At 70.1% G+C, this 26,995-nt stretch carries 26 protein-coding genes; 9 read left to right on the top strand and 17 right to left on the bottom strand.

All coding sequences use genetic code 11. The annotated features are described in order from the left end of the window. The 6 genes from OG714_RS33730 to leuA form a co-directional block, all read right to left on the bottom strand. Positions 1–1,227, bottom strand: a complete 1,227-nt coding sequence (locus OG714_RS33730) for an exo-alpha-sialidase (protein ID WP_406132054.1) — start codon at positions 1,225–1,227, stop codon at positions 1–3. A gap of 27 nt (positions 1,228–1,254) precedes the next feature. Further along, positions 1,255–1,920, bottom strand: a complete 666-nt coding sequence (locus OG714_RS33725; protein ID WP_406126693.1) for a response regulator — start codon at positions 1,918–1,920, stop codon at positions 1,255–1,257. Continuing rightward, positions 1,917–3,116, bottom strand: coding sequence for a sensor histidine kinase (locus OG714_RS33720; protein WP_406126691.1), 1,200 nt, complete (start codon positions 3,114–3,116; stop codon positions 1,917–1,919). The genes OG714_RS33725 and OG714_RS33720 overlap by 4 nt, the downstream gene beginning before the upstream one ends. Before the next feature lie 25 nt (positions 3,117–3,141). Continuing rightward, positions 3,142–5,214 carry an MMPL family transporter gene (locus OG714_RS33715; RefSeq protein WP_406126690.1) on the bottom strand — a complete coding sequence of 691 codons (2,073 nt, stop codon included), beginning with the start codon at positions 5,212–5,214 and terminating at the stop codon, positions 3,142–3,144. Between the two features lie 186 nt (positions 5,215–5,400). Next, positions 5,401–6,105 (bottom strand): TerB family tellurite resistance protein, encoded by a 705-nt coding sequence (locus OG714_RS33710; protein ID WP_406126688.1) that lies wholly within the window; start codon positions 6,103–6,105, stop codon positions 5,401–5,403. A gap of 196 nt (positions 6,106–6,301) precedes the next feature. Further along, positions 6,302–8,041, bottom strand: a complete 1,740-nt coding sequence (gene leuA, locus OG714_RS33705) for a 2-isopropylmalate synthase (protein WP_406126686.1) — start codon at positions 8,039–8,041, stop codon at positions 6,302–6,304. Between the two features lie 302 nt (positions 8,042–8,343). Between leuA and OG714_RS33700 the strand changes: the two genes are divergently transcribed. The 4 genes from OG714_RS33700 to OG714_RS33685 are packed head-to-tail and all read left to right on the top strand — an operon-like array spanning position 8,344 to position 12,417. Next, positions 8,344–9,426, top strand: a complete 1,083-nt coding sequence (locus tag OG714_RS33700; protein ID WP_406126685.1) for a M4 family metallopeptidase — start codon at positions 8,344–8,346, stop codon at positions 9,424–9,426. Between the two features lie 47 nt (positions 9,427–9,473). Continuing rightward, positions 9,474–9,740, top strand: a complete 267-nt coding sequence (locus OG714_RS33695) for a protealysin inhibitor emfourin (protein ID WP_406126683.1) — start codon at positions 9,474–9,476, stop codon at positions 9,738–9,740. A 59-nt stretch (positions 9,741–9,799) separates the two neighbouring features. After that, positions 9,800–11,125: a GH1 family beta-glucosidase gene (locus OG714_RS33690; protein WP_406126681.1), complete on the top strand. Its 1,326-nt coding sequence runs from the start codon at positions 9,800–9,802 to the stop codon at positions 11,123–11,125. Further along, entirely contained in the window at positions 11,122–12,417 is a 1,296-nt protein-coding gene (locus OG714_RS33685) for an MFS transporter (RefSeq protein WP_406126679.1), read from the top strand. Before OG714_RS33690 ends, OG714_RS33685 begins: the two co-directional genes overlap by 4 nt. Positions 12,418–12,435: 18 nt before the next feature. Here OG714_RS33685 and OG714_RS33680 read toward each other — a convergent pair whose 3' ends face one another. Next, positions 12,436–13,290 carry an NAD-dependent epimerase/dehydratase family protein gene (locus OG714_RS33680; RefSeq protein ID WP_406132053.1) on the bottom strand — a complete coding sequence of 285 codons (855 nt, stop codon included), beginning with the start codon at positions 13,288–13,290 and terminating at the stop codon, positions 12,436–12,438. Between the two features lie 128 nt (positions 13,291–13,418). On the opposite strand from OG714_RS33680, the gene OG714_RS33675 reads away from it, so the two are divergent. Continuing rightward, a complete protein-coding gene (locus tag OG714_RS33675; RefSeq protein ID WP_406126677.1) occupies positions 13,419–14,264 on the top strand; it encodes a helix-turn-helix transcriptional regulator in 846 nt (281 codons plus the stop codon). 40 nt (positions 14,265–14,304) lie between these two features. Here the strand turns inward: OG714_RS33675 and era are convergent, their stop codons facing one another. Then, positions 14,305–15,264, bottom strand: coding sequence for a GTPase Era (gene era / locus OG714_RS33670; RefSeq protein ID WP_406126676.1), 960 nt, complete (start codon positions 15,262–15,264; stop codon positions 14,305–14,307). 162 nt (positions 15,265–15,426) lie between these two features. Between era and OG714_RS33665 the strand changes: the two genes are divergently transcribed. Both OG714_RS33665 and OG714_RS33660 read left to right on the top strand, forming a co-directional pair. Further along, positions 15,427–16,770, top strand: coding sequence for an ammonium transporter (locus OG714_RS33665; RefSeq protein WP_406126674.1), 1,344 nt, complete (start codon positions 15,427–15,429; stop codon positions 16,768–16,770). Then, positions 16,767–17,105, top strand: a complete 339-nt coding sequence (locus OG714_RS33660) for a P-II family nitrogen regulator (protein ID WP_317769879.1) — start codon at positions 16,767–16,769, stop codon at positions 17,103–17,105. The genes OG714_RS33665 and OG714_RS33660 overlap by 4 nt, the downstream gene beginning before the upstream one ends. On the opposite strand, the gene OG714_RS33655 is transcribed toward OG714_RS33660, so the two are convergent. The 5 genes from OG714_RS33655 to OG714_RS33635 form a co-directional block, all read right to left on the bottom strand. Beyond that, complete coding sequence (locus OG714_RS33655; protein ID WP_406126672.1) at positions 16,999–18,012, bottom strand: WxL protein peptidoglycan domain-containing protein; 1,014 nt, start codon at positions 18,010–18,012, stop codon at positions 16,999–17,001. The genes OG714_RS33660 and OG714_RS33655 overlap by 107 nt on opposite strands. A gap of 76 nt (positions 18,013–18,088) precedes the next feature. Continuing rightward, complete coding sequence (locus tag OG714_RS33650) at positions 18,089–19,405, bottom strand: beta-xylosidase (RefSeq protein WP_406126670.1); 1,317 nt, start codon at positions 19,403–19,405, stop codon at positions 18,089–18,091. A gap of 208 nt (positions 19,406–19,613) precedes the next feature. Beyond that, a complete protein-coding gene (locus tag OG714_RS33645) occupies positions 19,614–20,099 on the bottom strand; it encodes a hypothetical protein (protein ID WP_406126668.1) in 486 nt (161 codons plus the stop codon). A 341-nt stretch (positions 20,100–20,440) separates the two neighbouring features. Then, positions 20,441–20,794, bottom strand: coding sequence for a cytidine deaminase (locus tag OG714_RS33640; RefSeq protein ID WP_405859399.1), 354 nt, complete (start codon positions 20,792–20,794; stop codon positions 20,441–20,443). A gap of 37 nt (positions 20,795–20,831) precedes the next feature. Beyond that, positions 20,832–21,701, bottom strand: coding sequence for a helix-turn-helix transcriptional regulator (locus OG714_RS33635; protein WP_406126667.1), 870 nt, complete (start codon positions 21,699–21,701; stop codon positions 20,832–20,834). Positions 21,702–21,792: 91 nt separating this feature from the next. Between OG714_RS33635 and OG714_RS33630 the strand changes: the two genes are divergently transcribed. After that, on the top strand, positions 21,793–23,202 hold the full coding sequence (locus tag OG714_RS33630) for an MFS transporter (protein ID WP_406126665.1): 1,410 nt from the start codon (positions 21,793–21,795) through the stop codon (positions 23,200–23,202). 52 nt (positions 23,203–23,254) lie between these two features. On the opposite strand, the gene OG714_RS33625 is transcribed toward OG714_RS33630, so the two are convergent. Continuing rightward, entirely contained in the window at positions 23,255–23,470 is a 216-nt protein-coding gene (locus OG714_RS33625) for a DUF397 domain-containing protein (protein WP_406126663.1), read from the bottom strand. Positions 23,471–23,580: 110 nt separating this feature from the next. Further along, positions 23,581–24,504, bottom strand: a complete 924-nt coding sequence (locus tag OG714_RS33620; RefSeq protein WP_406126661.1) for a helix-turn-helix domain-containing protein — start codon at positions 24,502–24,504, stop codon at positions 23,581–23,583. Positions 24,505–24,956: 452 nt separating this feature from the next. Here OG714_RS33620 and OG714_RS33615 point away from each other — a divergent pair, with 452 nt between their 5' ends. Beyond that, positions 24,957–25,091 carry a hypothetical protein gene (locus OG714_RS33615; protein ID WP_406126660.1) on the top strand — a complete coding sequence of 45 codons (135 nt, stop codon included), beginning with the start codon at positions 24,957–24,959 and terminating at the stop codon, positions 25,089–25,091. Between the two features lie 209 nt (positions 25,092–25,300). Here OG714_RS33615 and OG714_RS33610 read toward each other — a convergent pair whose 3' ends face one another. Together OG714_RS33610 and OG714_RS33605 are read right to left on the bottom strand one after the other, a co-directional pair. Beyond that, a complete protein-coding gene (locus OG714_RS33610) occupies positions 25,301–25,660 on the bottom strand; it encodes an MmcQ/YjbR family DNA-binding protein (RefSeq protein ID WP_406126658.1) in 360 nt (119 codons plus the stop codon). Continuing rightward, entirely contained in the window at positions 25,657–26,964 is a 1,308-nt protein-coding gene (locus OG714_RS33605) for a hemolysin family protein (RefSeq protein WP_406126656.1), read from the bottom strand. The genes OG714_RS33610 and OG714_RS33605 overlap by 4 nt, the downstream gene beginning before the upstream one ends. Positions 26,965–26,995: the final 31 nt, after the last annotated feature.

Here is a 26,995-nt window from a genome sequence, read left to right as displayed (position 1 = left end):
TTACGGTGTGTTGAGAGGCGAACCCCTGGGGGCTCCGCTCCCACCCAGCTCAGCCACGCCCACCCGCCGGAACTCGATCGTGTCGTACGTCCCCGTCACCCCGGTCTCGTACAACACCCCCACCGTGTCCGACCCCACCTGCACGAGATCGGAGTACCCCGCCCGCTGCGGCGACAGCGTGACCGCCTTCACGAAGCTCGCCCCAGCATCCCCGCTCCGCCAAACCGCCATCCCCTGGCGGACGTTGGGCACGGACGGCGCCGAGAACAACAACGCCCCACCGGTGCCCGCCAGTTGCAGCACGCTCCCCTCCACCACCGGCACGTCGTCCAACGTGTGCTGCACCGCGTAGGGCCGGTCAAGGCTCACACCCCCGTCACTGGAGTACGTGTCGAGCCGGTTCCCCGTACTCGTCCCCAGTTGATCCCGCGAGCTGAAGTACAGCCTGCCGTCGGGGAGTTCGGTCGCCGATGACTCGTTCGCGTTGTCGACCCTGTCGTACGTGGCGTCCACGAACCCCAGGTGCCACGTCTCGCCCCCGTCGTCGCTGTACAGGTCGTGCCCGCCGTAGTACTTCGCCTCCTGCCCGGTGTCGGTCGAGCCGGCGGCCGGTGCGGCGGAGTGGTTGGCCGGGACCACCAACCGTCCCGCATGCACGCCCCGCGTCAGCGCGACCGCGTGTCCGGGCCCCGTCGCGTACCACCGCCAACTCGGCGGCTTCACCTCCCCCGTGATGTCCCGAGGCGCGGTGAAGCTCCGTCCGTCGTCCCAGCTGCGTTGCACGAAGACCCGGCGGCTCTGCTCGGGCGTGACCTCGCCCCGCATGATCTGGCCCTCGGTGACGGTCCCGCTGTTGTAGGAGGTGACCAGCACGATCGCGCCGGTGCGGGGGTCGACGACAGGGGCCGGGTTGCCCCGGGTGTCCCCCTCGCCCGCGGCCACCACCGACAACTGGCCCCAGGTGCAGCCGCCGTCGGTGGAGCGTCTGAGGACGACGTCGATGTTGCCGGTGTCGCCCGCGCTGTTGTGGCGTCCCTCGGCGAAGGCGAGGACGGTGCCCCGGCCGGTGACGACGGTCGCCGGGATGCGGTAGGTGTCGTAGCCGCCGCTTCCCGAGACGTACGGCACGGAGGACGTGCAGCCGGAGCGCGCGGAGGCGGGCGCGGCGAAGGTGACCGGAGCGACCAGTACTGCTGTCACGAGCAGCGTGCGGCTCAGGATCGTCATCGCTCTCGCCTGTCTGTCCGTCATCCGTCACAGCCTCCCCGGTGTCACCATCCCGGACTCGTACGCCACGATCACCAGCTGTGCCCGGTCCCGCGCCCCCAGCTTGCCCATGATGCGGCTGACGTGCGTCTTCGCGGTGAGCGGACTCAGGCCCAACGCTTCGGCTACTTCGGTGTTGTTGAGGCCGCGCGCGACCAGGGCGAGGACTCCGCGTTCCCGTTCGGAGAGGCAGTCGGGGCCGCCGGTGGCGGGCGCGGCGGGGCCGCGCAGGAAACGGGCGATCAGTCGGGACGTGGGGCCCGGCGACAGCAGCGCCTCTCCGGCCGCCACCGTGCGGATCGCGTCGAGGAGTTCGGCCGGACGGGTGTCCTTGACCAGGAATCCGGAGGCGCCGGCGCGCAGCGCCTCGACGACGTTCTCGTCGGTGTCGTAGGTCGTGAGGACGAGGATCCGCACCCCGGTGAGGTCCTCGTCGGCCGCGATCAGGCGGGTGGCCTCGATGCCGTCCAGGTCCGGCATGCGGATGTCCATCAGGACGAGGTCCGCGCGCGAGGTGCGGGCCAGCGCCACCGCCTCGCGGCCGGTCGCTGCCTGTCCTACGACCTCCATGTCCCGCGCCGATTCGACGAGCATCGCGAACGCGGCCCGTACGAGGGTCTGGTCGTCGGCGAGCAGCACCCGGATCGCGGTCACCGCACCCCCTCCTCTCCCCGCGCCCGCAAGGGCAGTACGGCGCTCACCGCGAAGCCCGCCCGCTCGTCCAGCGGCCCGGCGTCCAGCGTGCCGCCGACGCTGCGCACCCGTTCGCGCATACCGACAAGCCCGAAGCCGGGCGGCGCGGAACCGCTGCCCGCGCCGTCGTCCGTGACGTCCACGCGGAGGGCTCCGTCCCGCTCGTGCACGCCGACCCGGACCGTGAGGTCGGCGCGCCCGCCATGTCGTACGGCATTGGTGAGTGCCTCCTGGACTATCCGGTACGCGGCGGCGCCCACGGCCGCCGGGATGACGGCGGCCGCTCCCACCGACAGTTCCACCTGCGCCCCCGCCGCACGGGCCGTAGCGGCGAGGTCGGGCAGTCCGTCGAGGCCGGGGAGCGGGCCGCGCTGGTCGAGTGGACCGTGTTCGTCGTCGAGGGGGCCGTGCTCGCGGAGCACCTCCAGCGTGGTGCGCAGTTCGCCGCGTGCGCCGCGGCAGGTGTCGGCGATGTCGTCGAGGGCCTTGGCCACGGCGGCGCGGTCGAGGCGGCCGGGGTCCTCGGACAGTACGTGCGCGGCCACCGATGTCTGGACGCCGATGAGGGTGATGCTGTGCGCGAGCAGGTCGTGCAGGTCGCGGGCGATGCGCAGGCGTTCCTCGGCGACGCGGCGGCGGGCCTCCTCCTCGCGGGTGCGTTCGGCGCGCTCGGCGCGTTCGAGGGCCGCCTCCGTCAGCTGACGGTGGACGCGGAGGTAGCCGCCGAGGACGAGCATCGACACGATCCAGCCGGTGATCTGGAAGCTGACGGCGACCCCCGCCATGCCGTGGCCCGCCTTCAGCACCAGCATCAGCGCGACCACCGCGCAGCCGATGGTCACCGTCCGCCGGGTGCTGCCGGTGACGGCCACCGTGTAGAGGAGAACCATGGAGGCGGCGGTCGGCGCCGAGTGGTCGTACTCCTGCTGGTGGTAGAACGCGATCAGCGGGATCATCACGCACAGCACGGCCAGCGGGGCCCGTCGCCGCCAGGCCAGCGGGACGTGCAGCGCGAGCAGCAGCGTCCAGCCGAGCGCGTCCGGCCGCCGTCCGCTCCCGAAGCTGACGGCGACGACGGACGCGAGCACGGCGAGCCCGACGGCGAGGAACACGTCCTGCCGCCGGGCACTCAGCCTCATCGCCTGCACGGGGTTCATCCTCCACCGGCCCCGTGCGAGCGCCTCACACCGGCTCCGGCTGCCGCTCCGGCCGTACGGCCTCGGGCTCCCGGGACAGCCGTCCCGGCCACCACACCTTCCGCCGCAGCAGCACACTCGCGCTGGTCACCAGGTACGTCCGCACGAGGAAGGTGTCCAGCAGCACGCCCACCGCGATCACGAAGCCCAGCTCGACGAGTTGGACCAACCCCATGTTCGTCAGCACCGCGAAGGTCGCCGCGAGGACCAGCCCGGCGGAGGCGATGACCCCGCCCGTGGTCCGCAGGGCGGTCAGCGCGGCGGCGACCGGTTCGGCGCCCCCGATCGCCTCCTCCCGCATCCGGTGCATGAGGAAGATGCCGTAGTCGACGCCCAACGCCACCAGGAAGACGAAGGACAGCAGACCCAGTCCCGGATCGGTCCCGGCGAAGCCGAACACCGGCCCGAACACCAGCCCCCCGATGCCGAGCGCCGCGCCCCACACCGCGATCACGGCGGCCACCAGCATCAACGGCGCGACCAGCGACCGCAGCAGCACGATCAGGATCAGCAGCACGGACACGAGCACGATCGGCACGACGACCATCCGGTCCCGCGCGTTGGTGTCCCGGAGGTCCAGCTGCTGGGCGCTCGGGCCACCGACATAGGACCCCTTGAGCGTGTGCCGCAGGTCGGTGATGGTGCGGGTCTCGGCCGCCGACTGCGGCGCGCCCACGGCGGTCACGGAGATCTCCGTCCAGCCGTTTCCGCTACGGCCCTGCCAGGCGCCGGCGACACCGTGCGTGGCCCGGATCGTGGCGAGGGTGGCGTCGGTGCGGGCGGCCGGGGTGATCACGTCGATGGGCTGCGCCGAGCGTTCGGGGTAGGCCTCGGCGAGGGTGCGCATCGCGGTGACGGAGTCGGGGCGGTCGACGAAGGAGTCGTCCTGCTTGAGGGAGCCGGGGAGGTTGAGGGTGCCCAGGGCGAGTGCGCCCAGTACGGCGGCGCCGGCCACGAGGACGAGCAGCGGGCGGCGTCCGGCGGAGCTGCCCATCGCGGTGAACAGGGACCGGCGGGCCTTGGGCGTGGAGCCGTAGGCCGGGACGAGCGGCCAGAAGACTCGGCGGCCCAGGAGGACGAGGAGTGCGGGGAGGAGCGTGAGCATCGCGGCGAGTGCGGACAGGACGCCGACCGTGCCCAACGGGCCCATTCCGCGGCTGGAGTTGAGGTCGGCGGCGAGCAGGCAGAGCAGTCCGGCGGCGACCGTGCCGGAGGAGGCGAGGACGGCGGGGCCGCAGCCGCGCAGGGCGGCGCGCATCGCGTCGTAGGGGCGCTCGATGCGGCGCAGTTCCTCGCGGTAGCGGGAGATGAGCAGGAGGGCGTAGTCGGTGCCCGCGCCGAAGACGAGGATCGTCATCACGCCCGTGCTCTGGCCCGAAATGGTCGTCCCGAAGGCGTGGTTGAGGCCGTAGGAGACGCCCGTGGAGAGGAAGTCGCCGACTCCGGCGACCGCGAGGGGGACCAGCCAGAGGACCGGGCTGCGGTAGATGATGATCAGCAGGACGGCGACGACGGCGACGGTCGTGTAGAGCAGGGGGCCGCCGAGCGAGTCGAAGACCTTGCCGGAGTCGGTGGCCAGGGCGCCGGGGCCGCCCACCTCGACCGTCAACCCGCCGGTGCCGTGGGTGACTTGGCGGATGTCGTCGACGAGGGCGGTGCGCTTCTTCTCGTCGGTGCCGGGCCAGCTGCTGGTGACCGGGTACATGAGGGTGGTGCCGTCGGCGGACGGGACGCCTCGCGGGGTCGCGGCGAGCGGGTGCAACGTGCCTACCCGCGTGACCTGTTGGGCCGCCGTCGCCTTGTCGGTGGCCGTGAGTCCGGTGGCGCGGTGGTAGACGAGGACCAGTTCGGTGGTCTGGCCGCCCGGCAACTCCTGCTGGATCTTGGCGACTTGGGTGGAGTCGGCGCTCGCCGGCAGATAGTCGGTGACTCTGTCGTGCGTGACGTCGCCGAGCTTCGACGCGAACGGCGAGGCGAGCGCGAGCACCCCGATCCAGAGCGCGAGCATCACCCAGGGGATGGCTCGTCGGCGTGTGCTGTTCCTCTGTTCGGCCCCCATGGAACGGGCCCCCCTCCGGCGCGGATGTCTGGTTGCGCTCTCCAGACTTCCGGCGCGGGAGGGGCAAATCGTCGCGCGGGAGGGCGAGTTCGGGACTACTGCCAGGGGTGTCCGCGCGGCCGTATTACTCCCTGGGGAGTACTGGGCGGGGCCAGGACGGGATGCGGGGCTACGACGGTGACGGGTCTACGACGGTGTCCGCGCCGCCGCCAGCAGCCGGGTCACGTCGTCCGCGCAGATGGTGAGGGCGGCGCCGACGGTCGCGAGGGCGTCGCGTTCCGCGGGGGTGTAGGGGCCGTCGGCGAGGGCGATGCGGGCGCCCTGCAGCAGGATCGATTCGCGTCCCGCGGGGGCGAGGTGGGGGGCTAGCGGGTCGAGGGCCTCGTGCAGCTCTATGGCGAGGCCAGCACCGCTGGGTTCGCCGTAGACGCGGCCGGTGTCGGCGGCCAGGGCCTCGACGAGGGCGCCGAGCTGGTCCTCCGTGCAGTCCTGGAAGCCGGCGGCCCGCACGGTGCCCGCGGCGGCCTCCAGGGACGTACGGGCGCAGCTGCCGCCTGCCGCGAGGACCGCGAGGGCGACCGTGTGCACGGCGTCGCGGAGCATCGCGGAGAAACGGCTCGTGGTGGGATGGTCGAGGACGTCGGTGCCGTAGTGGCCCTGGCAGGCCGCGCACTCGACGACGGGACCGGTGTCTCCGCGCGGCAGCACGGGCATGCCGAGCAGGGTGAAGCGACGGCGCCCGGTGAGCCGCTGGTAGTTGCGGTCGCCCCCGCATCCGGGGCAGAAGAACTCGCCGTCCCCGACGCTGGTCCACGCGGTACGGATGCCCAGCACGCGTGCCGCACGGCCCTCATGGACCGCTCGGCCGTCTCGTCCCCGTTCAGGCAGCACGTCGCACCTCCGTAACGCCGCGGCAACATCGCCGCGCTGGCGTGATGTTAGCCACATTGTCGAGCCGGAGTCAGTACCCCGGACGAGACCTCTCCGTGACCTGCACATGGAATGGCCGGGAAACGACGGGGCCCCGCCCGCCGGAGACCGGCGTACGGGGCCCTTCCGCGACGAGTAAACCGCCGGTCAGGATGGTTCAGCGGGTAGCGCGGTTGACGGCGGAGACGACCGCCTTCAGGGACGCACGTGTCGTATTCGCGTCAATGCCGATTCCCCACAGGATCTTGTCGTCGATCGCGCATTCGATGTACGAGGCGGCCTGCGCGGAGGCTCCCTCGCTCATCGTGTGCTCCTGGTAGTCCAGGAGCCGTACGTCGATGCCGACGGACCCCAGGGCGTCGAAGAACGCGGAGATCGGGCCGTTGCCGGAGCCGGTCAGCACGGTGTCGACGCCGTCGACGGTGGCCTCGACCTTGAGCGTGTCCACGCCGTCGGTGTCGGTGGTCGACTGGCCGTTCTTCACCTGGATACGGCCCCAGGCGTTGTCCGGGTTCGGCAGGTACTCGTCCTCGAAGGTCGCCCAGATCTGCTTCGGGGTGACCTCGCCGCCCTCGGCGTCCGTCTTGGCCTGAATCAGCTTGGAGAACTCGATCTGCATCCGGCGCGGCAGGTCCAGCTTGTGGTCGTTCTTCAGGACGTACGCGATACCGCCCTTGCCGGACTGCGAGTTGACCCGGATGACGGCCTCGTAGGACCGGCCCACGTCCTTCGGGTCGATCGGCAGGTACGGGACGGCCCACTCGATGTCGTCGACCGTGACGCCCTTGGCGGCGGCGTCGGCCTCCATCGCGTCGAAGCCCTTCTTGATGGCGTCCTGGTGGGAGCCGGAGAAGGACGTGTAGACCAGGTCGCCCACGTACGGGTGGCGCGGGTGGACCTCCATCTGGTTGCAGTACTCCCACGTACGACGGATCTCGTCGATGTTCGAGAAGTCGATCTGCGGGTCGACGCCCTGCGAGAACAGGTTCATGCCCAGGGTGACCAGGTCGACGTTGCCGGTGCGCTCGCCCTGTCCGAACAGGCAGCCCTCGACGCGGTCGGCGCCGGCCATCAGCGCCAGCTCGGCGGCGGCGACGGCCGTACCGCGGTCGTTGTGCGGGTGGATCGACAGCACCACGTGCTCGCGGCGGGACAGGTGGCGGCCCATCCACTCGAACCGGTCCGCGTGCGTCGACGGGGTCGAACGCTCCACCGTGGCAGGCAGGTTGAGGATGATCTCGCGGTCCGGGCCGGGCTGCCAGACGTCCATGACCGCCTCGCAGACCTCCAGCGCGAAGTCCAGCTCGGTGTCCGTGAAGATCTCCGGCGAGTACTGGTACCCGAACTCGGTCTCGGGGCCCAGCAGTTTCTCGGCGTACTCCATCACCAGGCGGGTGCCGTCGACGGCGATCTGCTTGATGTCGTCCTTGGAGCCGCGGAAGACCACACGGCGGAAGACGGGCGCGGTCGCGTTGTAGAGGTGCAGCGTGGCGCGCCTGGCGCCCTTCAGGGACTCCACGGTCCGCTCGATCAGGTCCTCGCGGGCCTGCGTCAGCACGGAGATCGTGACGTCGTCCGGGATCGCGCCCTCTTCCTCGATGATCGAGCGCACGAAGTCGAAGTCGGTCTGGCCGGAGGCCGGGAAGCCGACCTCGATCTCCTTGTAGCCCATCTTGACCAGCAGGTCGAACATCGCGCGCTTGCGCGCCGGTGACATGGGGTCGATCAGGGCCTGGTTGCCGTCACGCAGGTCCGTGGAGAGCCAGCGGGGGGCTACGGTGATCCGCTGCTGCGGCCAGGTGCGGTCGGGGATGTCGACCTGCTCGTACTGGCCGTACTTGCGGATCGGCATGGAACTGGGCTGCTGGCGATTGGCACGGCTGTGGCTGATTGCCATGATGCGGGGGCTCCTCGTGGTGTCCTGAAGGACGGCCGACGGCGCAACGCCAGACTCCGCGGGGAGGGGGTCGGCCTACGACTACAGGCCCTCGCCGCGGCAGCTAAGGAGAAGCAGCCCGATACGCATGATGTCCAGCAGACTAGCCGAGACGTGCGCCGTGCGGGGGGCCGTATCACTATGCGGGATATTCGCCGTCGTATACCACTCTCCGCTACGAGACTGTGATGAATGTCCGCGTTTTCCACCAATCATGGTTGCCGGTAGTGACATCCACGTCACTCGGTGCCAGGGTGCCGGGCATGACGACTCACGGGGGCTTCGAGCCCGTCTTCTGCACGATCGTCCCGCCGCACGTCCTCGACAGGCTCGCCCAGCACGAGGACCCCGCGCTCGCCGGTCCCGCCCGCGAGACCCTGGAGCGCGACGCCTACGAGCGCACCCACCGCCGGCTGACCACCGTCATCGGCGCCCCGCTCCTCGAAGCGCCGGTCGTGTCCGACAAGCCGCAGCGCACGATCTACGACGCGAAGCACAAGCAGGACCTGCCGGGCAAGAAGGTCCGCAGCGAGGGCTCCGACCCCGGCAAGGACGCCACCGTCAACCGCGCCTACGCCGGTCTCGGCGCCACCTTCGAGCTGTACCTCAACGCCTTCAACCGCCACTCCATCGACGGCGAGGGCCTGCCGCTCAACGCGTCCGTCCACTACGACGTGAACTACGACAACGCGTTCTGGAACGGCGAGCAGATGGTGTTCGGCGACGGCGACGGCGAGCTGTTCCTCGACTTCACCATCCCGGTCGACGTCATCGGCCACGAACTCACCCACGGCGTCACGCAGTACACCGCGAACCTGACCTACTTCGGCCAGTCCGGCGCCCTGAACGAGTCGATCTCCGACGTCTTCGGCTCGCTCATCAAGCAGTACACGCTCGGCCAGACCGCAGCCGACGCCGACTGGCTGATCGGCGCGGGCCTGCTCGCCCCGCGCGTCTCCGGCGTCGCCCTGCGCTCGATGAAGGCCCCGGGCACGGCCTACGACGACGACGCCCTCGGCAAGGACCCGCAGCCCGCGACGATGGACGACTTCGTCAGGACGGGCAGCGACAACGGCGGCGTGCACATCAACTCCGGCATCCCCAACCACGCCTTCTACCTGGTCGCCGACGCGCTCGGCGGCCACGCCTGGGAGAAGGCGGGACAGATCTGGTACGACGTCCTGACCGGCGGCGAGATCAAGAAGGACGCCCTGTTCACGGACTTCGCGACGCTCACGGTGGCCGCCGCGAAGGCCCGGTTCGGGGACGGCGGCGAGGAGTTGCAGGCCGTGGAGAAGGCGTGGGAGCAGGTCGGAGTGCCCACCACTAGGGATTCCTCCACCTAGGGGTTCCCCGCCTCGTAACCGCACCCGATCCGTACTAGACAGGGACCATGCGTATTCAAGTACGGCGCACGGGCGGTTTCGGCGGTATCCAGCGCCGCGGCGAGGTCGACACCTCGACGCGGCCCGACGCGCACGAGTGGCATGCCCTGGCCCGGCAGGCGGTCGCCGCCGGCCAGGGCACGCCGACGGCGGGCGTCCCGGACGGCTTCCACTACGAGATCACGGTGGACGGCAGGACGGTGTACGCGGCCGATCCCCGGCTCACGGACGAGCAACGGGAGTTGATCTCAAAGGTGTTGAAGGAAGGCGCGTGAACGAGGGCCGTAACTGCTTGTTCACGCCCGCCCGTTGACACCCGTTACCGCCGGTACGGATGATCCGGCGCATGGCGATTGATGCAGGCAACCCGATACCTCGGTTCCCGGCCGGATTCCTCTGGGGCGTCTCGACTTCGGCCCACCAGATCGAGGGCGCGGCGGACGAGCGCGAACCGTCCGTCTGGGACACGTTCGAGGCGGAGCCGGGCCGGATCAAGGACGGCTCGACGGCGGCGGTGGCCTGCGACCACTACCACCGCCACCGCGAGGACGTGGCCCTCCTGGCCGGCCTGGGCGTGGACGCGTACCGCTTCTCGATCTCCTGGCCGCGGGTGAACTCCCCCGGCGGCCTCGACTTCTACGACCGTCTCGTCGACGACCTGTGCGCGGCGGGCGTACGTCCGGTCCCGACCCTGTTCCACTGGGATCTGCCGGTCACGCAGGACTGGCTGGACCGGGACACGGCCTCGCACTTCGCGGAGTACGTGTCGCTGGTCGCCGACCGTCTGGGCGACCGGGTGAAGAAGTGGATCACCCTCAACGAGCCCGCGGAACACACTCTGTTGGGCCACGCACTGGGCGCGCACGCCCCCGGCAAGACCCTGTTGTTCGACGCGCTGCCGGTCGCCCACCACCAACTCCTGGCCCACGGCCTGGCGGTACGGGCGCTGCGCGCGGCCGGTGCCACCGACATCGGGATCGCCAACTCCCACGGCCCGACCTGGCCGGCCTCGCAGGAACCGGAGGACATCGAGGCGGCGAACTTCTACGACCTGCTCCTGAACCGCCTGTTCGCCGACCCGCTCCTGCTCGGCGAGTACCCCTCCGGACTGGGCGAGTTGATGCCGGGCGACGTCGAGTCCGACCTGAAGGTGATCGCCGAGCCGATCGACTGGTACGGGATCAACTACTACGCGCCGACCAGGGTCGGGGCACCCCAGGGCGCGGAGATCGAGTTCGGCGGCCTCACGCTCCCCGCCGAACTCCCCTTCTCCGTACGGGAGATCGAGAACGTCCCGGTGACGGACTTCGGCTGGCCGGTGGTCCCCGAGGGCCTGACGGAACTCCTCACCACCTTCCGCGACCGCTACGGCGACCGGCTCCCGCCCGTGGTCATCACCGAGAACGGCTGCTCCTACGACGGCATCGACGACCAGGACCGGATCACCTACCTGGATGGCCATGTCCGGGCGCTGCACGGGGCGTTGGAGGCGGGCGTGGACGTCCGCGGGTACTTCGTGTGGTCGCTGCTGGACAACTTCGAGTGGGCGGAGGGCTACGAGCGGCGGTTCGGCCTCGTACACGTGGACTACGAGACGCGGGCGCGCACTCCGAAGGCGTCGTACGGCTGGTTCCAGGGCATGCTGCGGGCGCAGAGATGACGACGACGGGGAGTTCGGTGGACGACGGCAACACGGCTCCCGCTACGGCCACTTCGGCGCTCGCCCTGGCCGAACCCGTCGAACGCGTGGGCCGGGGCTGGACATCCGCGCTGTCGCTGGCCAACGGGGCGATCTGGGTGGGCTGGTACGGCCCGCTGCAGATCCTGCTCGCGTCGCAGGCGAAGGACTTCGCGCCGGGCACCGGCATGTCCAAGGAGTCGATGCTGGCGTGGGTGACCGGCGCGGGCGCGCTGGTGTCGCTGGTCGCCAATCCGCTCTTCGGGGCGCTGTCCGACCGTACGACGGCGCGGTGGGGGCGCCGTACGCCGTGGATCGTGGGCGGGGCCGCGGGCGGGGCGCTGTCGTTGCTGCTGCTCGCGGGCGCGGGCGGGGTGTGGACGATGGCGGCCGGCTGGTGCCTGGTCCAGCTCACCCTGAACGCGGCCTTCGCGGCGGTCACGGCGGCCGTGCCGGACCGGGTGCCGCGGCTCCAACGCGGTTCCGTGGGCGGCTGGTTGGGCGCCGCGCAGATCCTGGGCGTGGTCGGCGGTACGGGTCTGGCGACGGCGGCCGGGGGCGTCGGGGCGGGCTATGTGGCGTGCGCGGTGTTCACGGCGGTGGGCGTGCTGCCGTACGCGCTGCGCTACAAGGATCTCCAGCTCCCGCCGACGCAGCGGCCGGTGTGGTCCTGGCCGGGCTTCGTGCGGGGCTTCTGGCTGAGCCCGCGCCGCTATCCCGACCTGGGCTGGGCCTGGCTGACCCGCTTCCTGATCAACCTGAGCAATGCCCTGGTCCTCCTCTACCTCCTCTACTACCTGCGCGACAGCCTGCACTACCACGACCCCGACCAGGGCGTCCTGATCCTGACGGCGGTGAACGGCCTGACACTGCTGGCCACGGTGGTGGTGGGCGGGGTCTGGTCGGACCGGGTCGGCCGCCGCAAGCCGTTCGTGATCTGGTCCGGTGTCCTGATGGCGATCGCGACAGCGGTCCTCGCGGGCTGGCAGACCTGGCCGGGCGCGATCACCGCGGCGGCGGTCCTGGGCGTCGGTTTCGGCGTCTTCACCTCGGTCGACTTCGCCCTGATGACGGACGTGCTCCCGAAGGCCCTGGACCGCGGCAAGGACCTCGGCGTCATCAACGTCGCCAACGCCCTTCCGCAGGTCGCGGCCCCCGCCCTCGCAGCGCCGATCGTGACGTATCTGGGCGGGTACCGGGTGCTGTACCTGGTGTCGGCGGTGATCGGGATGGTGGGGGCGTTGCTGGTCCGGCGGATTCGCGGGGTGGACTGAACAGGTGTGGGGGCGGGGTCAGAGCACGCCCGCGTCCCGTGCCGACCACGCCGTCGGGAACAGCGGGCGGTAGCCCAGCTCGCGGCGGATGCGCTCCGTGGACATGATGCCCAACCACGGGTCGGGGTCGGTGCGTTCGTGGAGTTCGGCGGGGATCTCGACGCCGTTGAGCAGATGGAGTTCGACCGCGGTGACCGGGGCGTCGTCGGCGATGTTGTAGACGCGGCCGGCGATTCCCGGGGCGTGCAGGACGCGGAGGAGGCCCTGGGCGACGTCCGCGTGGTGGCCCATGTGGAGGCGTTGGTTCGAGGCCCAATGGGCGGCCCAGCGCAGGGAGTTGGCGAGGTGGGGGTCGCCCTCGCCGTAGACGAAGGGGAGCCGGGCGACGCGGACGTCCATGCCGTCCAGGGCGAGCAGCTCCCGTTCGGCCGCCGCCTTCGCGGCGGGGTAGGCGCCCCACATCCCGCCGCCGGGGCGGCTCTCGTCCTCCTCGGTCATGGGGCGGCCCCGCCCGGTGCCGTACACGAGGCCCGTGCTGACCTGGACGAAGCGCCGTACGCCGGAGGTCAGCGCCGCCTGCCCCAGGGCCACCGCCGCCTCGTGGTTGACGGCCCAGGCCTCCTCGTCCGGTACGCCGCGGAAGGACGCGGCGACGTTCACGACCGCGTCGACGCCGGAGACCGCCTTGCCGAGGGCTTCCGTGTCGCGCAGATCGCCGAGGACGACCTCCGCGCCCAGTTCCGCGAAGCGTTCGGCGCGGGCCGCGTCCCGCACCAGTACGCGCACCCGCTCCCCCGGCCCGGCCTGTGCCAGCAGCCTCGGTACGAAGCGGCGTCCGACCTGGCCCGTCGAGCCTGTCACCAGTGAAAGCATCATGTGCTCCTCTCGTCGTGTCTCGTCCCGACCAGCTTTGGGCGGGCGGGCCGGTACCGGGAGAGACCTTCCGATCAGGGGATCGGCAGTGCCTGGATAAGCCGGGCGGCCTGCCGCACGCTGGAAGGGTGAACCGAGCCGAACTCGCCGACTTCCTGCGCCGCGGCCGGGCCCGCCTGGACCCCGCCGACGTGGGCCTCACGGCCGGCACCCGCCGCCGTACGCCGGGCCTGCGCCGCGAGGAGGTGGCCCAGCTGACCGGCATGTCCGTGGACTACTACACGCGCCTGGAACAGGCCCGCGGCCCGCACCCGTCCCGCCAGATGCTCACGGCGCTCGCGCGGGCCCTACGGCTCACGGAGGACGAACGCGACCACCTGTTCCACCTGACGGGCGAGGAACCACCGCGCCGTGGAGGGGGTTCCACGCACCTGCGGCCGGGCCTGCTCCTGGTCCTTGACCGGCTGCACGACACCCCGGCGCACGTGTCCAGCGACTGCGGCGAGATGATCGCCCAGAACGCGATGTCACGGGCGCTGACGGGCGACGCGCTCGCCCGGCCGCCCCGGGACCGCAACCTGCTCCGCCGTTTCTTCCTCGACCCGGCCGCCCGGGAGATGTTCCCCCCGGAGGACATCCCGGACCACGCGCGCTCCCACGTCGCGAACCTCCGCGCGGTGGCCGCGGCCCGCCCCGACGACCCCGAGCCTGCCGCGCTGGTGGCCGAACTCCGGTCGTCCAGCGAGGAGTTCGCGCGCCTGTGGGAGGAACACGAGGTGGCGGTACGCCGTCAGTCCACGAAGCGCTTCCGACACCCCCTGGTCGGCCTCCTGGAACTGGACTGCGAGATCCTCCTGAACCAGGACGCGCACCACCTGCTGATCATCCACACGGCCCGCCCCGGCACGGAGTCGTACGAACGCCTGCAACTGCTCCGGGTGGTAGGCGTGCAGGACATGACCCCCACCGCCTGACGGGCTGAGAATTCAGCCCCTCAGACCCCCAACTCCCCCTCTAGAACCCCAGCTTCCGCAACTGCCGAGGATCCCGCTGCCAGTCCTTCGCCACCTTCACATGCAGGTCCAGGAACACCGGAGTCCCCAGCAGCGCCTCGATCTGCTTGCGCGACTTGATGCCGACCTGCTTCAGGCGGGCGCCCTTGGGGCCGATGATGATGCCCTTCTGGCTCGGCCGCTCGATGTAGACGAAGGCGTGGATGTCGAGGAGCGGCTTGTCGGCAGGCCGGTCCTCGCGGGGCAGCATCTCCTCGACGACGACGGCGATGGAGTGCGGAAGCTCGTCCCGAACCCCCTCCAGCGCGGCCTCCCGGATCAACTCCGCGATCATGACCTGCTCGGGCTCGTCGGTGAGATCGCCCTCGGGATAAAGGGCCGGCCCCTCCGGCAGCAGCGGAATCAGCAGATCGGCGAGCAGACCCACCTGCTGGTCCGCGACCGCGGACACCGGCACAATCTCCGCCCACTCGAAGCCCAGCTCCTTACCGAGCTGATCGATGGCGATCAACTGCTCGGCAAGCGTCTTCGAGTCCACCAGGTCGGTCTTCGTGACGATCGCGATCTTCGGCGTCTTCTTGATGGACGCCAGTTCCTTCGCGATGAAACGGTCACCCGGGCCGAGCTTCTCGTTCGCGGGCAGGCAGAAACCGATGACGTCGACCTCGGCCCACGTCGTACGCACGATGTCGTTGAGCCGCTGCCCGAGCAGCGTGCGCGGCTTGTGCAGCCCAGGCGTGTCCACCAGGATCAGCTGCGCGTCCGGCCGGTGCACGATGCCGCGGACCGTGTGCCGCGTGGTCTGCGGCTGGTTCGCGGTGATCGCCACCTTCTGGCCGACCAGAGCATTCGTAAGGGTGGACTTGCCCGCGTTGGGGCGGCCCACGAAGCAGGCGAAGCCGGCGCGGTGGGGGGTCTCCGACGACGCGGGCGGCTTGGATGACGGGGTACGAACGCTCATGGCGCCCATTGTCCCTGATCCACAAGCCCCCGCCGCACAACAGTCCACCCGCGCCCGCCACGGTGAGCTTCCGGAAACCCCACCGCAATGAAACGTCACGGAAACACCCCCGTGCACAACCGGAAACCAGCGCCGGTGACCCTCTGACGAGCCCCCACACCGTTGGAGACAACCGTGCCCCTCTCCGTCACCGAAGCCGCCGCACTCGCCGACGGGCGCATCGACACCGGCGACACCGCCTGGCTGCTCGCCGCCACCGCCCTCGTCCTGCTGATGACCCCGGGCCTGGCCCTCTTCTACGGCGGCATGGTCCGCACGAAGAGCGTCCTCAACATGCTGATGATGAGTTTCGTGTCGATCGCCCTGGTCACGGTGGTGTGGCTGGCGGCCGGTTATTCGCTCGCGTTCGGCGACGACGTCGGCGGCGGGCTGATCGGCGGCGTGAAACACCTCGGCATGGCGGGCCTCGGCCCGAACGCCGTCCACGGCACCGTCCCCACCCTCCTCTTCGCGACCTTCCAGCTCACCTTCGCGATCATCACGGCCGCGCTGATCAGCGGCGCGGTCGCGGACCGGGTCCGGTTCGGGGCGTGGCTGGTCTTCGTGCCCGTCTGGGCGCTCCTCGTATACGTTCCCGTGGCGCACTGGGTCTGGGGCCCGGGCGGCTGGATCGCGGCGCACCTCGGCGCCCTCGACTTCGCGGGCGGCCTCCCGGTCGAGATCACGTCGGGCGCCTCGGGCCTGGCCCTGTGCCTGGTGGTCGGCCCGCGCCTCGGCTTCAAGAAGGACGCCATGCGCCCGCACAACCTCCCCATGGTGATGCTGGGCGCGGGCCTGCTCTGGTTCGGCTGGTTCGGCTTCAACGCCGGTTCCGCCCTCGGCGCCAACGGCCTCGCCGCCGCGGCCTTCCTCAACACCCTCACCGCCGGCTGCACCGGCCTCCTCGGCTGGCTCTTCGTGGAGCAGAAGCGCGACGGCCACCCCACCACCCTGGGCGCGGCCTCGGGCGCGGTCGCCGGCCTGGTCGCGATCACCCCGTCCTGCGGCTCGGTCTCCCTGCTCGGCGCGCTCGTCGTCGGCCTCGCCGCCGGTGCCGTCTGCTCGTACGCGGTCGGCTGGAAGTTCAAGCTGAACTACGACGACTCGCTCGACGTCGTCGGCGTCCACCTGGTCGGCGGCATCATCGGCACCCTCCTGATCGGCGTCTTCGCCACCACGGAACTGACCGGGAAGACCGACGGCCTCCTCTACGGCGGAGGGCTCGCCCAGCTCGGCAAGCAGCTGGTGGCCGTGGTCGCCGTAGGGGCGTACGCGTTCCTCGTGACGTACGGCATCGGGAAGCTGCTCGACCGGCTGATGGGGCTGCGGGCGAGTGAGGAGCAGGAGCAGACGGGTCTGGACCTTACGGTGCACGCCGAGACCGCATACGATCACGGCGTCCTGGGCCACGGAGCCCCGGTCGGCTCGTCCCTCCCCTCCCTCCAGAAGGTCAAGTCCCAGGCATGAAGCTCATCACCGCGATCGTCAAGCCGTACCGCCTCGACGAGGTCAAGACGGCGCTCCAGGAGCTCGGCGTGCACGGCCTGACCGTCACCGAGGCCAGCGGCTACGGCCGGCAGCGCGGCCACACCGAGGTGTACCGCGGCGCCGAGTACCGCGTCGACCTCGTCCCCAAGGTGCGGATCGAGGTCGTCGTCGACGACGCGGACTCGGACGCCGTGATCGACGCGATCGTCAAGGCCGCGCAGACGGGGAAGATCGGGGACGGGAAGGTGTGGTCGATGCCGGTCGAGACGGTCGTACGGGTTCGGACGGGCGAACGCGGGCCCGACGCGCTCTGACCGCCAGCGCTCCCCCGACGAACCCGACCGCGAGCAGCAGCGCCGCCGCGAGCCACGGCAGCGCGAAGAACGACGCGCTCGCCGACTGCTTCGTGCCCGGCGCGCTCGCGGTCAACGTGATGTCGCCCCAGTCGAGTTGGGGCGAGCCCTTCCACGGCTCGCTCAGCTTCACGCTCTGTCCCGGCAGCAACTCGGCCGGAATCCGCGTCAGTCCACGCGAGAGCAGCGTCCGGCCGAACAGCCCCTGCGCCTTCAGCGTCACCTTCGGATCGAGGGTGACGTTCCCGGTGTTGTGCAGCGTGTAGGAGATCGTCGCGTCGCTGTCCCCCAACCCCGGTACCAGCGGCTGGTGATGGGACACCCGCACATGTTCCACGGCGAGTGCGGGCAACGTCGGACCGCTGACCCGGAGATAGACACGGGCACCGACGGCCCGCTGCACACCGAGCGCGAGCGATCCGTCCCCCTTGTCGACGCGTTCGTCGAGGGCGACCAACGCGCCCGGGTGGTCGCCGGGTTCGGCGCCTTCGGGAACATGCAGCGTGAACGGCACGGTGACTGTCTTGTGGGCGGGCACGGTTACCCGGGACTTGGCGGGCTTCGCCCAAGCACCCACGCCCCGCATCGTCTCCGTCACGGTCCGCACGGCGAACCCGCCGTCACGCGCGGTGTTGTAGGCGTCGGCCGCGTACAGCCGGAAGGTGAGCGGCTTCGCCGTCTTGTTGGCGACGACCATCTTGTCCTCGATGGTCTGGCCGGGATCGGCGGAGAGATAGAAGTACGGCCGCGCGGCGAGTTGCGAGGCGGCCGGGTACACGGACCAACTGCCGTTGTCCGCCGCGTAGGTGGCGGGCGCGGAGAGCACGCCGAGGCAGAGGCTCAGGAGGAGGACGTACAGCTTGCGCATGGGTGCGGACCCCCACGGACGAGGTGTGGCGGTCGGGCGGGTGCGAGCGCCCGGCCACCGGAAATGAGTGGGACGGTCAGGTGAGCGTCAGCGTGAGCACACCTGAGTACGAGCCCGGAGGCGTGAACGCCGGTACGTTCAGGGAGAGTCCGGCGTCGACGGTGAACTCACCGCCGGTGAGCGTGCCGTCGGGCGTGGACGCGAGCGTCGCTCCCGAAGTGCCCACGGTGCCCGCCGAACCGGCGACGCAGGTGCTCGGGCTGCCCGCCTTGGTGGCGCAGGCGGGTGTCCAACTCAACGCCCCGGCATCGATCTTGGCGCCGGGACCGGTGAAGTCGGTGACCTTGCCGGTCAGGGACCAGCCCGCGGGTCCGCCGCGGAAGTCCTGGACCGTCACCGTGTTCAGGGCGCCCGTGGAGGCACCGCCCTTGCCGAAGTCGACCGCGGACAGGCCCACGGCGTCCCCGGCCTGCGCCATGGACAGCGTGCCCGCCTTGACGGTGGTCGTCAGCTTCTGACTCCCCGGCGGAACGGGCGTGGTGTCGTTGACGACATAGGCGGCCGGCCCGGCACCCAGGTCGCCGGTCCACGCACTGCCCTCGTACGCGACGATCCCGGTGGTCGTCTTGTCGTTGACGACGAGCGAACCGCTGATGGTGCCGCTGCTGCTCGCCGTGACGGTCGCCGTGTCCGCGGTCTGGGCGGTACCGGACCGCCCGGCCAGGGTCACGGAGGCACCCGGGGTGAAGTTGCTGCCGGTCACGGCGACGCTGTCACCGGCGTTCCCGGAGGCCGAACCCAGGCTGATCGCCCGGGTGTTGACCGGAACGGTGGCGGTCGCGGTGACGGTCTCGGAGACCGGCGCCGGCGGGTTCGTCACCGTGCAGGGGGTGTCCAGCTCCAGGATGTAGCTGGTGTGGATGTTGTAGTCGCCGGGCGAGAGGGTGATCGCGCCCGGGGTGGTGACCGTGAAGGTGCCGGTCATGGAGAACGACGGGAAGGCGCCGTTGCCCGGCACCGGGTCGTTCTTCTTGGGCCCGGCCACCGTGAGGCTGCCGGTCTGGGCACCGCCTAGGGTGACCTTCCCGGTGGGCGTCATGATGTCGGCCGGCAGAGCGATCGCGGTCGGGTTGCTGGCGGCCGGCTTGACCACCGTGTACGTCACGGTGACGGTGTCGCCGACCTTCGGCGCGGTGTTGTCCACCGTGATCGCGGCGGTCGTGGTGCCGTCGATCGGCGGGATGCCCGCGATCGCCGGCGGGATGCAGTGCGTGGCGAAGTCCACGTTCGTGGACGCGCCGGCCGGACAGGCCAGCGCGCCGCCCGTGGCGACCGCGAGCGCGGTCACCCCGAGCAATGACGCCCAACGGCGTCTTCGGGATGTCGTAGCCATGGCTGTGCCCCCTCCTGAGGACGATGGGCGCAGCGGCTCGTCTGCGCCCACAGGGGGCATTGATGTGGGGATCGCGTGAGAAGTCAATGCACACACCAAAACAAACTGATGGGCCGTCAGCTCCCGCCAACGGCGGGAACCGACGGCCCAGTTGAGCCCGTGGGGGGAATCCTCGGAGAAATCCTCAGGCGAATCCTCGGGGGAGTTCTCAGTCGAACACGAACGGACCCGGCGACTGCGGTCCGGTGGCCGTGCACGTGACGGCGATCCCGAAGATCGTCATCTGTAGCGACCCGCCGTACGCCTCCAGGCTGTCTCCGGAGGCCACGGTCCCGTCGAGCGGACCGACGGTGACGGCGTCGCCGGTCGCCATGGCCGGGTTCTTCGTGCCGCTGAAGACGGTGGTGCCACCGCTCGCGTTCTCGAACGTGAAGGTGGAGGAGATGGAGTCCTGCGACAGGGCCAGCGGCGCCGTGATGGAGGAGGTGATGGTGACCGTGGCCGCGGTGCCGTCCTGCGTGGCGGTGAGCGTTGCCGCGCCACCGCCGAAGATGCCGCAGTCCGCGGTGATCGTCGCCGTCTGGGGAGTGACGGCGAGCGCACTCGGCGCGAACGCCAGCGAGGCGGCCGCGAGGACCCCCGTCACCAGTGCCGCACCGGTACCGATCCGCTTGCTTCTCAGCGTGCCTTTCATGGGTCTGGTTCCCTTCCCGTGTCTGGGAATGCCATGTGGGGACGGACGGAACAAAAACCTCAGAAACCCCTCACGAACGCGGTGCGGTGCGCCACGCGAGCGAGAATCTGACGGTCCGTCGGAACTTACGGTTCCATTGATGCGCGGGAGACGGGGGGAGAGCAAGGGCGAAATCCGGACGGGTTAATTCCGGACACGGGGACATTTCCGGCGCGGGGGGTCTGTCAGCATCTCGGGCCCACTTTTCAGCGCAGGCCCGCATATTTCAGCCCGTCCGGCGTTTGAGGACGAGGCCCCTTCAGGGCCGATGGGGGTCTGGGGGCGGAGCCCCCAGCACCACCTCAGCCAGCAGCCACCGTCAGACGGACAACCCCGTCCGGCGAAGCCACGTGCACCGGCGTCTCCGGCCCACCCAGATCCCGTACAGGCGCCAGATCCTCCGCAGCCACGGACTCCGCCTCCGTCACAACCGCCGCCGCCTCCAAGGACTTCGCCCCCGACGCCACCGCCATGGCCACCGCCGTCTGCAACGCGCTCAACTTCAGCGACTCAAGAGCAACGGTTCCGGCGACATACGTCCGCCCCGTCTCGTCCCGCACGGCGGCACCCTCCGGCACACCGTTACGGGCCCGAGCCGAACGGGCCAGGGTGACGATCTTGCGGTCCTCGGGATCAAGCGCGCTGCTGTCGGTCATGAACAGAGCATACGAAGACCGAGGGCCGGCGAGGACCTCACCCCGCCACGGGGTACATCGCCCCGCGCCGCCCCTCCGGAGAGGCCAGCCACTCCAGCTTCGCCACGGTGTTCGCCTCGTCCAACGGCGTGTGCAGCACGATCGTGAGATCGGGCCGCGCCGGCACCTTCAACGCCGTCGACTCGACACACAGCAACCCGACCAGCGGATGATCCAGCTCCTTGCGGACCACCCCCGCGTCCAGGATGTCCCGCCGCGCCCACAACTCCCCGAACTCCGGGCTCACGGCGGTCAGTTCGGCCAGCACGGCCTGCAACCCCCCGTCGTCGGGACGGTCCGCGCACATCGCCCTGAACTGCGCGACGACGGTCCGCGCGTTCCGCTCCCAGCTCTGCGAACGGGCCCGGTAGAGCGGATCCGTGAAGAAGTCGACGAGGCAGTTCTGCGTGTTCTCGGGCCGCATACCCAGCACCCAGCCGGCCGCGTCGTTGTACATCACGCAGTTGTAGTAGCGGTCCATGATGTGCGCCGGAAACGGCATCCACGCGTCGATGAGCCGCCGCATGCCCTCGCACCCGTGATCGGCCGCGGGCTCGGGCGCGGGCGGGTTCAGCCCGGCCAGCACATACAGATGCCGCCGCTCGGCGTTGCTCAGCCGCAGCACCCGGGCGACGGAGTCGAGGACCTGCGGCGACACGGAGATGTCCCGCCCCTGCTCCAGCCACTGGTACCAGGAGGCGCCCACCCCCGCGAGCACGGCGACCTCCTCCCGCCGCAGCCCAGGCGTACGGCGCCGCGCCCCACCGTCCGGCAGCCCCGCCTCGGCCGGCGACACCCGCGCCCGGCGGCTCATCAGGAACTCCCGCAGCTCACGCAGCCGTTCACTCTTCAGCGCGTCCTCGGACACGTACAGATCCCCCTCGTACAAGGCTGGTGGTGCCACCACCAGCACAACTTCCGGCTCCCCACGGCTATTCCGACGGCCGGAAGCTCGACACATGGCGACCGACACCACATCCCTCACCACCCACGAACCACTCGGCACCCCACACCTCTCGACCCGCGACAAACTCGTCCTCTTCGTCCTCTGCGCGGCCCAGTTCATGGTCGCCCTGGACTTCTCCGTCCTGAACGTGGCCCTGCCCACCCTCGGCGCCGACCTCGGCATGAGCCGGTCCGGCCTCCAGTGGGCGGTCACCGCGTTCGCGCTGCCGTCCGGCGGCTTCCTGCTCCTCTTCGGCCGCATCGGCGACCTCTACGGCCGCCGCCGGCTGTTCCTCACCGGCCTGGCCCTGTTCGGCGCGGCGTCCCTGCTGGCCACGTTCGCCTGGAACCCGGCGTCGTTCCTGACCGGCAGGGCACTCCAGGGCCTGGGCGCGGCGACGATCGTCCCCACCGGCATGAGCCTCCTCACCACCACCTTCCCGGAGGGCCCGGCCCGCGACCGCGCGCTCGGCATCTCCGGCACCCTGCTCTCGCTCGGCTTCACGGTCGGCATGGTGGCCGGCGGCGTCCTGACCGATGCGTTCGGCTGGCGCTCGACGATGGCCCTGCTCACGCTGTTCGCGGTCCTGGTCCTCCCCCTGGCCCCGGCCCTGCTCCCCGAGTCGCGCACCCCGGACCGCCCGCGCCTGGACGTCCCCGGCGCGATCACGGTCACCGGCGGCCTGCTGGCCCTGATCTACGCCCTGTCGACGGCGGCAGAACACGGCTTCGCCCACACGGACGTGATCACGACACTCATCGCGGGCGTCCTGCTGCTCACGGCCTTCGCGTACATCGAGTCCCGCACGCCCCAGCCCCTGGTCTCCCTCCCGATGCTGCGCCGCCGCACGGTGGCGTGGGGCAACCTGGGCGGTCTGGTCACCTTCTCGATGATGTCGACGGTGGTCTTCGTCCTGACCCTGTACCTCCAGGAGGTCCTGCACCTGTCGTCCTTCGAGACGGGCCTGGTCTTCGGCGTCCAGGGCATCCTCTCGGCGGTGGCCGGCGTCTGCGCCCCGAAGGTCATCGGCCGCATCGGCGCTCGCCGCACCCTGATCGCATCCCTCACCGGCCAGGCGGCTCTGACAGCCGCCCTCCTCACCCTGAACACCCACACCTGGTCGGTCTGGGTGGCGACGGCCGCCGTCTCCCTGGCGAGCATGTGCCACCTGGGCGCGATCATCTCCTACGGCCTGACGGTCACCTCGGGCGTCCCCGACGAGCAACAGGGCCTGGCCACCGGCCTGGTCACCTCCACCCAGCAGGTCGGCATCACCATCGGCATCCCGCTGCTGGGCGTCCTCGCCACCACGTCCGGCGATCTGATGTCGGGGGTCCACACGGTGGTGGGCATCGACGCGGCGATCGCGCTGGGGGCGGCGGGGATGGTGGCGGTGGGGCTGCGGGACCGGCGACGCCGGTGACCGAACCGCGTGGGCCCGCTCACTGAATCCACGAGCGGGCCCACGCATCGGCTCAACTCCGCCGCGTGGTCGGGGGTCTTGCCGCGGAAGGGTACTTCACGCACTCCAGGAAGGCGCACCAGGCCAGGGGACGGAAGGCGAGAACCGCCTCATGGGGACGAGTTGAATGACGCACCAGCAATTCCTCGCCGGTCCAGGCCGCCTCGACACACGCGGCTCCGTCAGGATTACTCGCGCTGCTCTTGTGCCACGTCCATGAGCCGCCCACACCTTCTCCTCCAGCCTGGGTGCGAAGGCCAGGGACGCACAGCACCTCTTCCAGAGTAACGGGCCATCACATGAATATGAATGAGCCTTTTCTCGCCAAGATCCCTTGAATCAGGACGAGTTGGACGCCTCATGGGTCTCGCCGTGAAGCAATGCGACCAGGTCGTCGCTGCCCGTGTCCATCCTCGCCGCCAGCAGACGCAACAGGCCGTCGATGTCGTCCTTGACCGCCAGATCCTCCAGCTCCCAGAACCGCTCCAGGTACCGGCCGGTCTCTTCCGGAGCGTTGCTGCTGTACGTGTCACCGCGCGAGTTCTCGATGAAGAGCGAGTCGGGCATCTCGTCCGTCTCGAACTCGAAAAGCGTGAAGGGGCCCATGACGCCAGGGTGGGCGCCGACGGTGAACGGCAGGATCTGGATGGTGATTCCCGGCTGGGCCGCGAGCTCGGCGAGCCGGTCCAGCTGAGCACGCATCACGCCGCGCCCTCCGACCTGACGACGCACGACGGCCTCGTCGAGGATGTAGAAGAGCTGACGCTCATTTCCCACACCCGACGTGAGCTGTTCCTGCCGGGCGAGCCTGGCCTCCACGGCACGGTCGGCCTTCTCCTCCGAGATCCCCTTGTCGTAGGCCCGCATGACCGCGCGCGCGTACTCCTCGGTCTGCAAGGGCCCCGGGAGCACCAACGAGCTGTACTGCCGGATGATCGACGCAGCCGACTCCAGCGCGAAGAACTGGAGGACCTCCTTGCCGTAGAGGTCCCGGTATTCGGTGTACGGCATCTTGCGGCTGCCTCGCGCGAGATCCAGTAGTCCGTCGATCCTGCGCCGGTCGGTGATCCCGTAGGCCCCGAGCAACGGCCGGAGGTCGTTGATGGAGATACCCACCTCACCCGCCTCGATACGGATGAGCTTGGAGGGACTCCATTCCATCATCTTGGCGACTTCGCGCTGCGTGAGGCTGGCGCCTGTCCGGGCCTTGCGCAGCTCTGTGCGCAGCCGTAGCCGCTGCAGTGCCGCACTTGGCACGCTCATGATGGCTCCACCCCCAAATGGACCTCGCGGGATGCAACATAGCAGAATAGATGCTTACTCATCGAGACCTTCCGGAGCGGTTGTATTCTTTCCAGCAAAACCCGAAAGTCGCAGGTCGGCAAGCGGGCCAGCGGCCGAGTCCGGACCTTCGGGGTAGCAGAACGCTACATCGCACTTCGTCAGGTTCCGAATGGGACTCACCGTTCCGGAGCAACCGGATATGAAGGTTCGCTCGGCAAGCTAGCCAACAGCTCTACCCAGGTGAGCGCGACCAGGCTACGCTGGACTCAGCCAGTGAATATGACTCAATCGACAGAATCCCAAGGGAGGTTGAGTGCCACAGGACTGAGGTTGACCTCGACTCAGCCGGTGGGCGATCACCCTGGTGTCGCGATCGACACGGAGCACCGCGGTCTCCGCGATCGACCGAGACCAGAAAGGAGATCAGCCCCATGGCCGAAGAAGAGCCGTCGGGGCGTCGCACCAAGCACACGTGGACCGAGAAGATCGCATTCGCGCTTCCGTGGGTCAACCTGCTCCTCGCGATCCAGCAGATCGTCGAGAGGTGGACACACTCCCACCTGTGATGCAAACAGCCCCGACCTGAAGGCCGGGGCTGAGTGAGGCGGACGCCAACGCATCTGTTCCACTCCGAGTTTCCCTGGACGGCAGCCCGGAGTGGGACGGTCCCGATTCCGCCCGTTCCTCTATTCTGCCGCTCCACACGCACAATGGCGAGTGTCGCAAGCGGGTTCGTCGGTACTGCCCGGAAGTCACCGTCGGCTGTCGGGATTCCTCACGGCCGGTCCAGCCGCAGCCGCTCCGCCCGCGGCAACCCCGCCACCACCAGGTCGTACGAGTCCTCGATCAACTCCCGGACAACCCGGTCCGGAAGCCCCCCGTCCACCGTCACCGTGTTCCAGTGCCGCTTGTTCATGTGGTACCCGGGGATGATCAACCCGTCGTACTCCTCCCGGAGTCGGATCGCGTCCTCCGGGTCGCACTTGAGGTTGACCGTGAGGGGGCGGCCGTCCAGGCGGGTCAGGGCGAAGAGTTTGCCCAGGACCTTGAAGACGGACGTTTCCGGGGTGAAGGGGAAGTCCTCCACCGTCGCGTTGAACGACAGGCAGAACGCGCGCAGTTGCTCGGGGCTCACTCCGGCTTCGTCTCCTCCCCGGCCGGGTCGGCCGGTCCCACCGGCTCGACCAGTACCGTAACGATCTTGTTCCGGCGCCCGGCGGAGGCCTCCGCCGTCAGCCGTAGTTCGCGGCCGTCCGGCAGCTCCACGACCGAGGAGGCACCGGCGATCGGGACCCGGCCCAGGGCCTTCGCGAGCAGTCCGCCGACCGTCTCCACGTCCTCGTCGTCGTAGGCCTCGAAGCCGTACAACTCCCCCAGGTCGCCGATGTCCAGGCGGGCGGTGACCCGGTAGCGGTCGTCGCCCAGTTCCTCCACCGGAGGCAGTTCACGGTCGTACTCGTCGGTGATCTCGCCGACGATCTCCTCCAGGATGTCCTCGATGGTGACGATGCCGGCCGTGCCGCCGTACTCGTCGATGACGACGGCGACGTGATTGCGCTCCTGCTGCATCTCGCGCAGCAGGTCACCGGCGTTCTTGGTGTCCGGCACGAAGCTGGCGGGCCGCATGGCCGTCGAGACGAGTTCGGACTCGGCGTCGCGGCTGATGTGCGTCTTGCGGACCAGGTCCTTGAGGTACACGATCCCGACGATGTCGTCCTCGCTCTCCCCCGTGACCGGGATCCGCGAGAAGCCGGAGCGGAGCGCGAGAGTCAGGGCCTGACGGATCGTCTTGTACCGCTCGATGACGACGAGATCGGTCCTCGGCACCATCACCTCGCGCACGAGGGTGTCGCCCAGCTCGAAGACCGAGTGCACCATGCGGCGCTCCTCGTCCTCGATCAGCGACTCCTTCTCGGCGAGGTCCACCAGCGCGCGCAACTCGGCCTCGGACGCGAACGGGCCGCGCCTGAAGCCCTTTCCGGGCGTGAGCGCGTTGCCGATGAGGATCAGCAGATACGGGATCGGGCCCATGATCCGCGCGAGCGGCAGCAGGACGTACGCCGCCGCCGTGGCCGTGTTCAGCGGATGCTGGCGCCCGATCGTGCGCGGGGAGACCCCCACCGCGACGTACGACACGAGGACCATGACGCCGATCGCGGCGAGGAGCGCGGGCGCGGTGCCGTGGATCACGTGCAGGCACTCGTAGGTGACCAGCGCGGCGGCGGCCATCTCGCAGGCGACCCTGACCAGCAGGGCGACATTGAGATAGCGGGTCGGGTCGGCGGCGACCTGCGCGAGCTTGGCACTGCCGCGCCGCCCGGACCGTACGGCCTCCTCGGCGCGGAAGCTGGAGACGCGCGCGAGGCCCGCCTCCGCGCAGGCGGCGAGCCAGGCGACAACGACAAGGGCGATGGCCCCGACGACGATCTGAGGACTCATGAGGCGTACTTACCTGTGCCCTAACCCGTGC

Origin of the sequence: Streptomyces sp. NBC_00989 (assembly GCF_045162655.1) — a bacterium.
In the GTDB taxonomy this organism is placed as follows: domain Bacteria; phylum Actinomycetota; class Actinomycetes; order Streptomycetales; family Streptomycetaceae; genus Streptomyces.
The sequence above is the reverse complement of the archived record's forward strand: the minus strand, read 5'-3'. Positions and strand labels throughout refer to the sequence as shown.

Excerpts from the sequence above, each read along its gene's own strand:
- OG714_RS33620 (WP_406126661.1), bottom strand. The coding sequence starts at position 24,504 with ATGAGCGTGCCAAGTGCGGCACTGCAGCGGCTACGGCTGCGCACAGAG.
- OG714_RS33720 (WP_406126691.1), bottom strand. The coding sequence starts at position 3,116 with ATGAACCCCGTGCAGGCGATGAGGCTGAGTGCCCGGCGGCAGGACGTG.
- OG714_RS33715 (WP_406126690.1), bottom strand. The coding sequence starts at position 5,214 with ATGGGGGCCGAACAGAGGAACAGCACACGCCGACGAGCCATCCCCTGG.
- OG714_RS33695 (WP_406126683.1), top strand. The coding sequence starts at position 9,474 with ATGCGTATTCAAGTACGGCGCACGGGCGGTTTCGGCGGTATCCAGCGC.
- OG714_RS33640 (WP_405859399.1), bottom strand. The coding sequence starts at position 20,794 with ATGACCGACAGCAGCGCGCTTGATCCCGAGGACCGCAAGATCGTCACC.
- OG714_RS33730 (WP_406132054.1), bottom strand. The coding sequence starts at position 1,227 with ATGACGATCCTGAGCCGCACGCTGCTCGTGACAGCAGTACTGGTCGCT.
- OG714_RS33645 (WP_406126668.1), bottom strand. The coding sequence starts at position 20,099 with ATGAAAGGCACGCTGAGAAGCAAGCGGATCGGTACCGGTGCGGCACTG.
- OG714_RS33655 (WP_406126672.1), bottom strand. The coding sequence starts at position 18,012 with ATGCGCAAGCTGTACGTCCTCCTCCTGAGCCTCTGCCTCGGCGTGCTC.
- OG714_RS33700 (WP_406126685.1), top strand. The coding sequence starts at position 8,344 with ATGACGACTCACGGGGGCTTCGAGCCCGTCTTCTGCACGATCGTCCCG.
- OG714_RS33605 (WP_406126656.1), bottom strand. The coding sequence starts at position 26,964 with ATGAGTCCTCAGATCGTCGTCGGGGCCATCGCCCTTGTCGTTGTCGCC.
- leuA (WP_406126686.1), bottom strand. The coding sequence starts at position 8,041 with ATGGCAATCAGCCACAGCCGTGCCAATCGCCAGCAGCCCAGTTCCATG.
- OG714_RS33685 (WP_406126679.1), top strand. The coding sequence starts at position 11,122 with ATGACGACGACGGGGAGTTCGGTGGACGACGGCAACACGGCTCCCGCT.
- OG714_RS33650 (WP_406126670.1), bottom strand. The coding sequence starts at position 19,405 with ATGGCTACGACATCCCGAAGACGCCGTTGGGCGTCATTGCTCGGGGTG.
- OG714_RS33690 (WP_406126681.1), top strand. The coding sequence starts at position 9,800 with ATGATCCGGCGCATGGCGATTGATGCAGGCAACCCGATACCTCGGTTC.
- OG714_RS33630 (WP_406126665.1), top strand. The coding sequence starts at position 21,793 with ATGGCGACCGACACCACATCCCTCACCACCCACGAACCACTCGGCACC.
- era (WP_406126676.1), bottom strand. The coding sequence starts at position 15,264 with ATGAGCGTTCGTACCCCGTCATCCAAGCCGCCCGCGTCGTCGGAGACC.
- OG714_RS33660 (WP_317769879.1), top strand. The coding sequence starts at position 16,767 with ATGAAGCTCATCACCGCGATCGTCAAGCCGTACCGCCTCGACGAGGTC.
- OG714_RS33615 (WP_406126660.1), top strand. The coding sequence starts at position 24,957 with ATGGCCGAAGAAGAGCCGTCGGGGCGTCGCACCAAGCACACGTGGACC.
- OG714_RS33680 (WP_406132053.1), bottom strand. The coding sequence starts at position 13,290 with ATGCTTTCACTGGTGACAGGCTCGACGGGCCAGGTCGGACGCCGCTTC.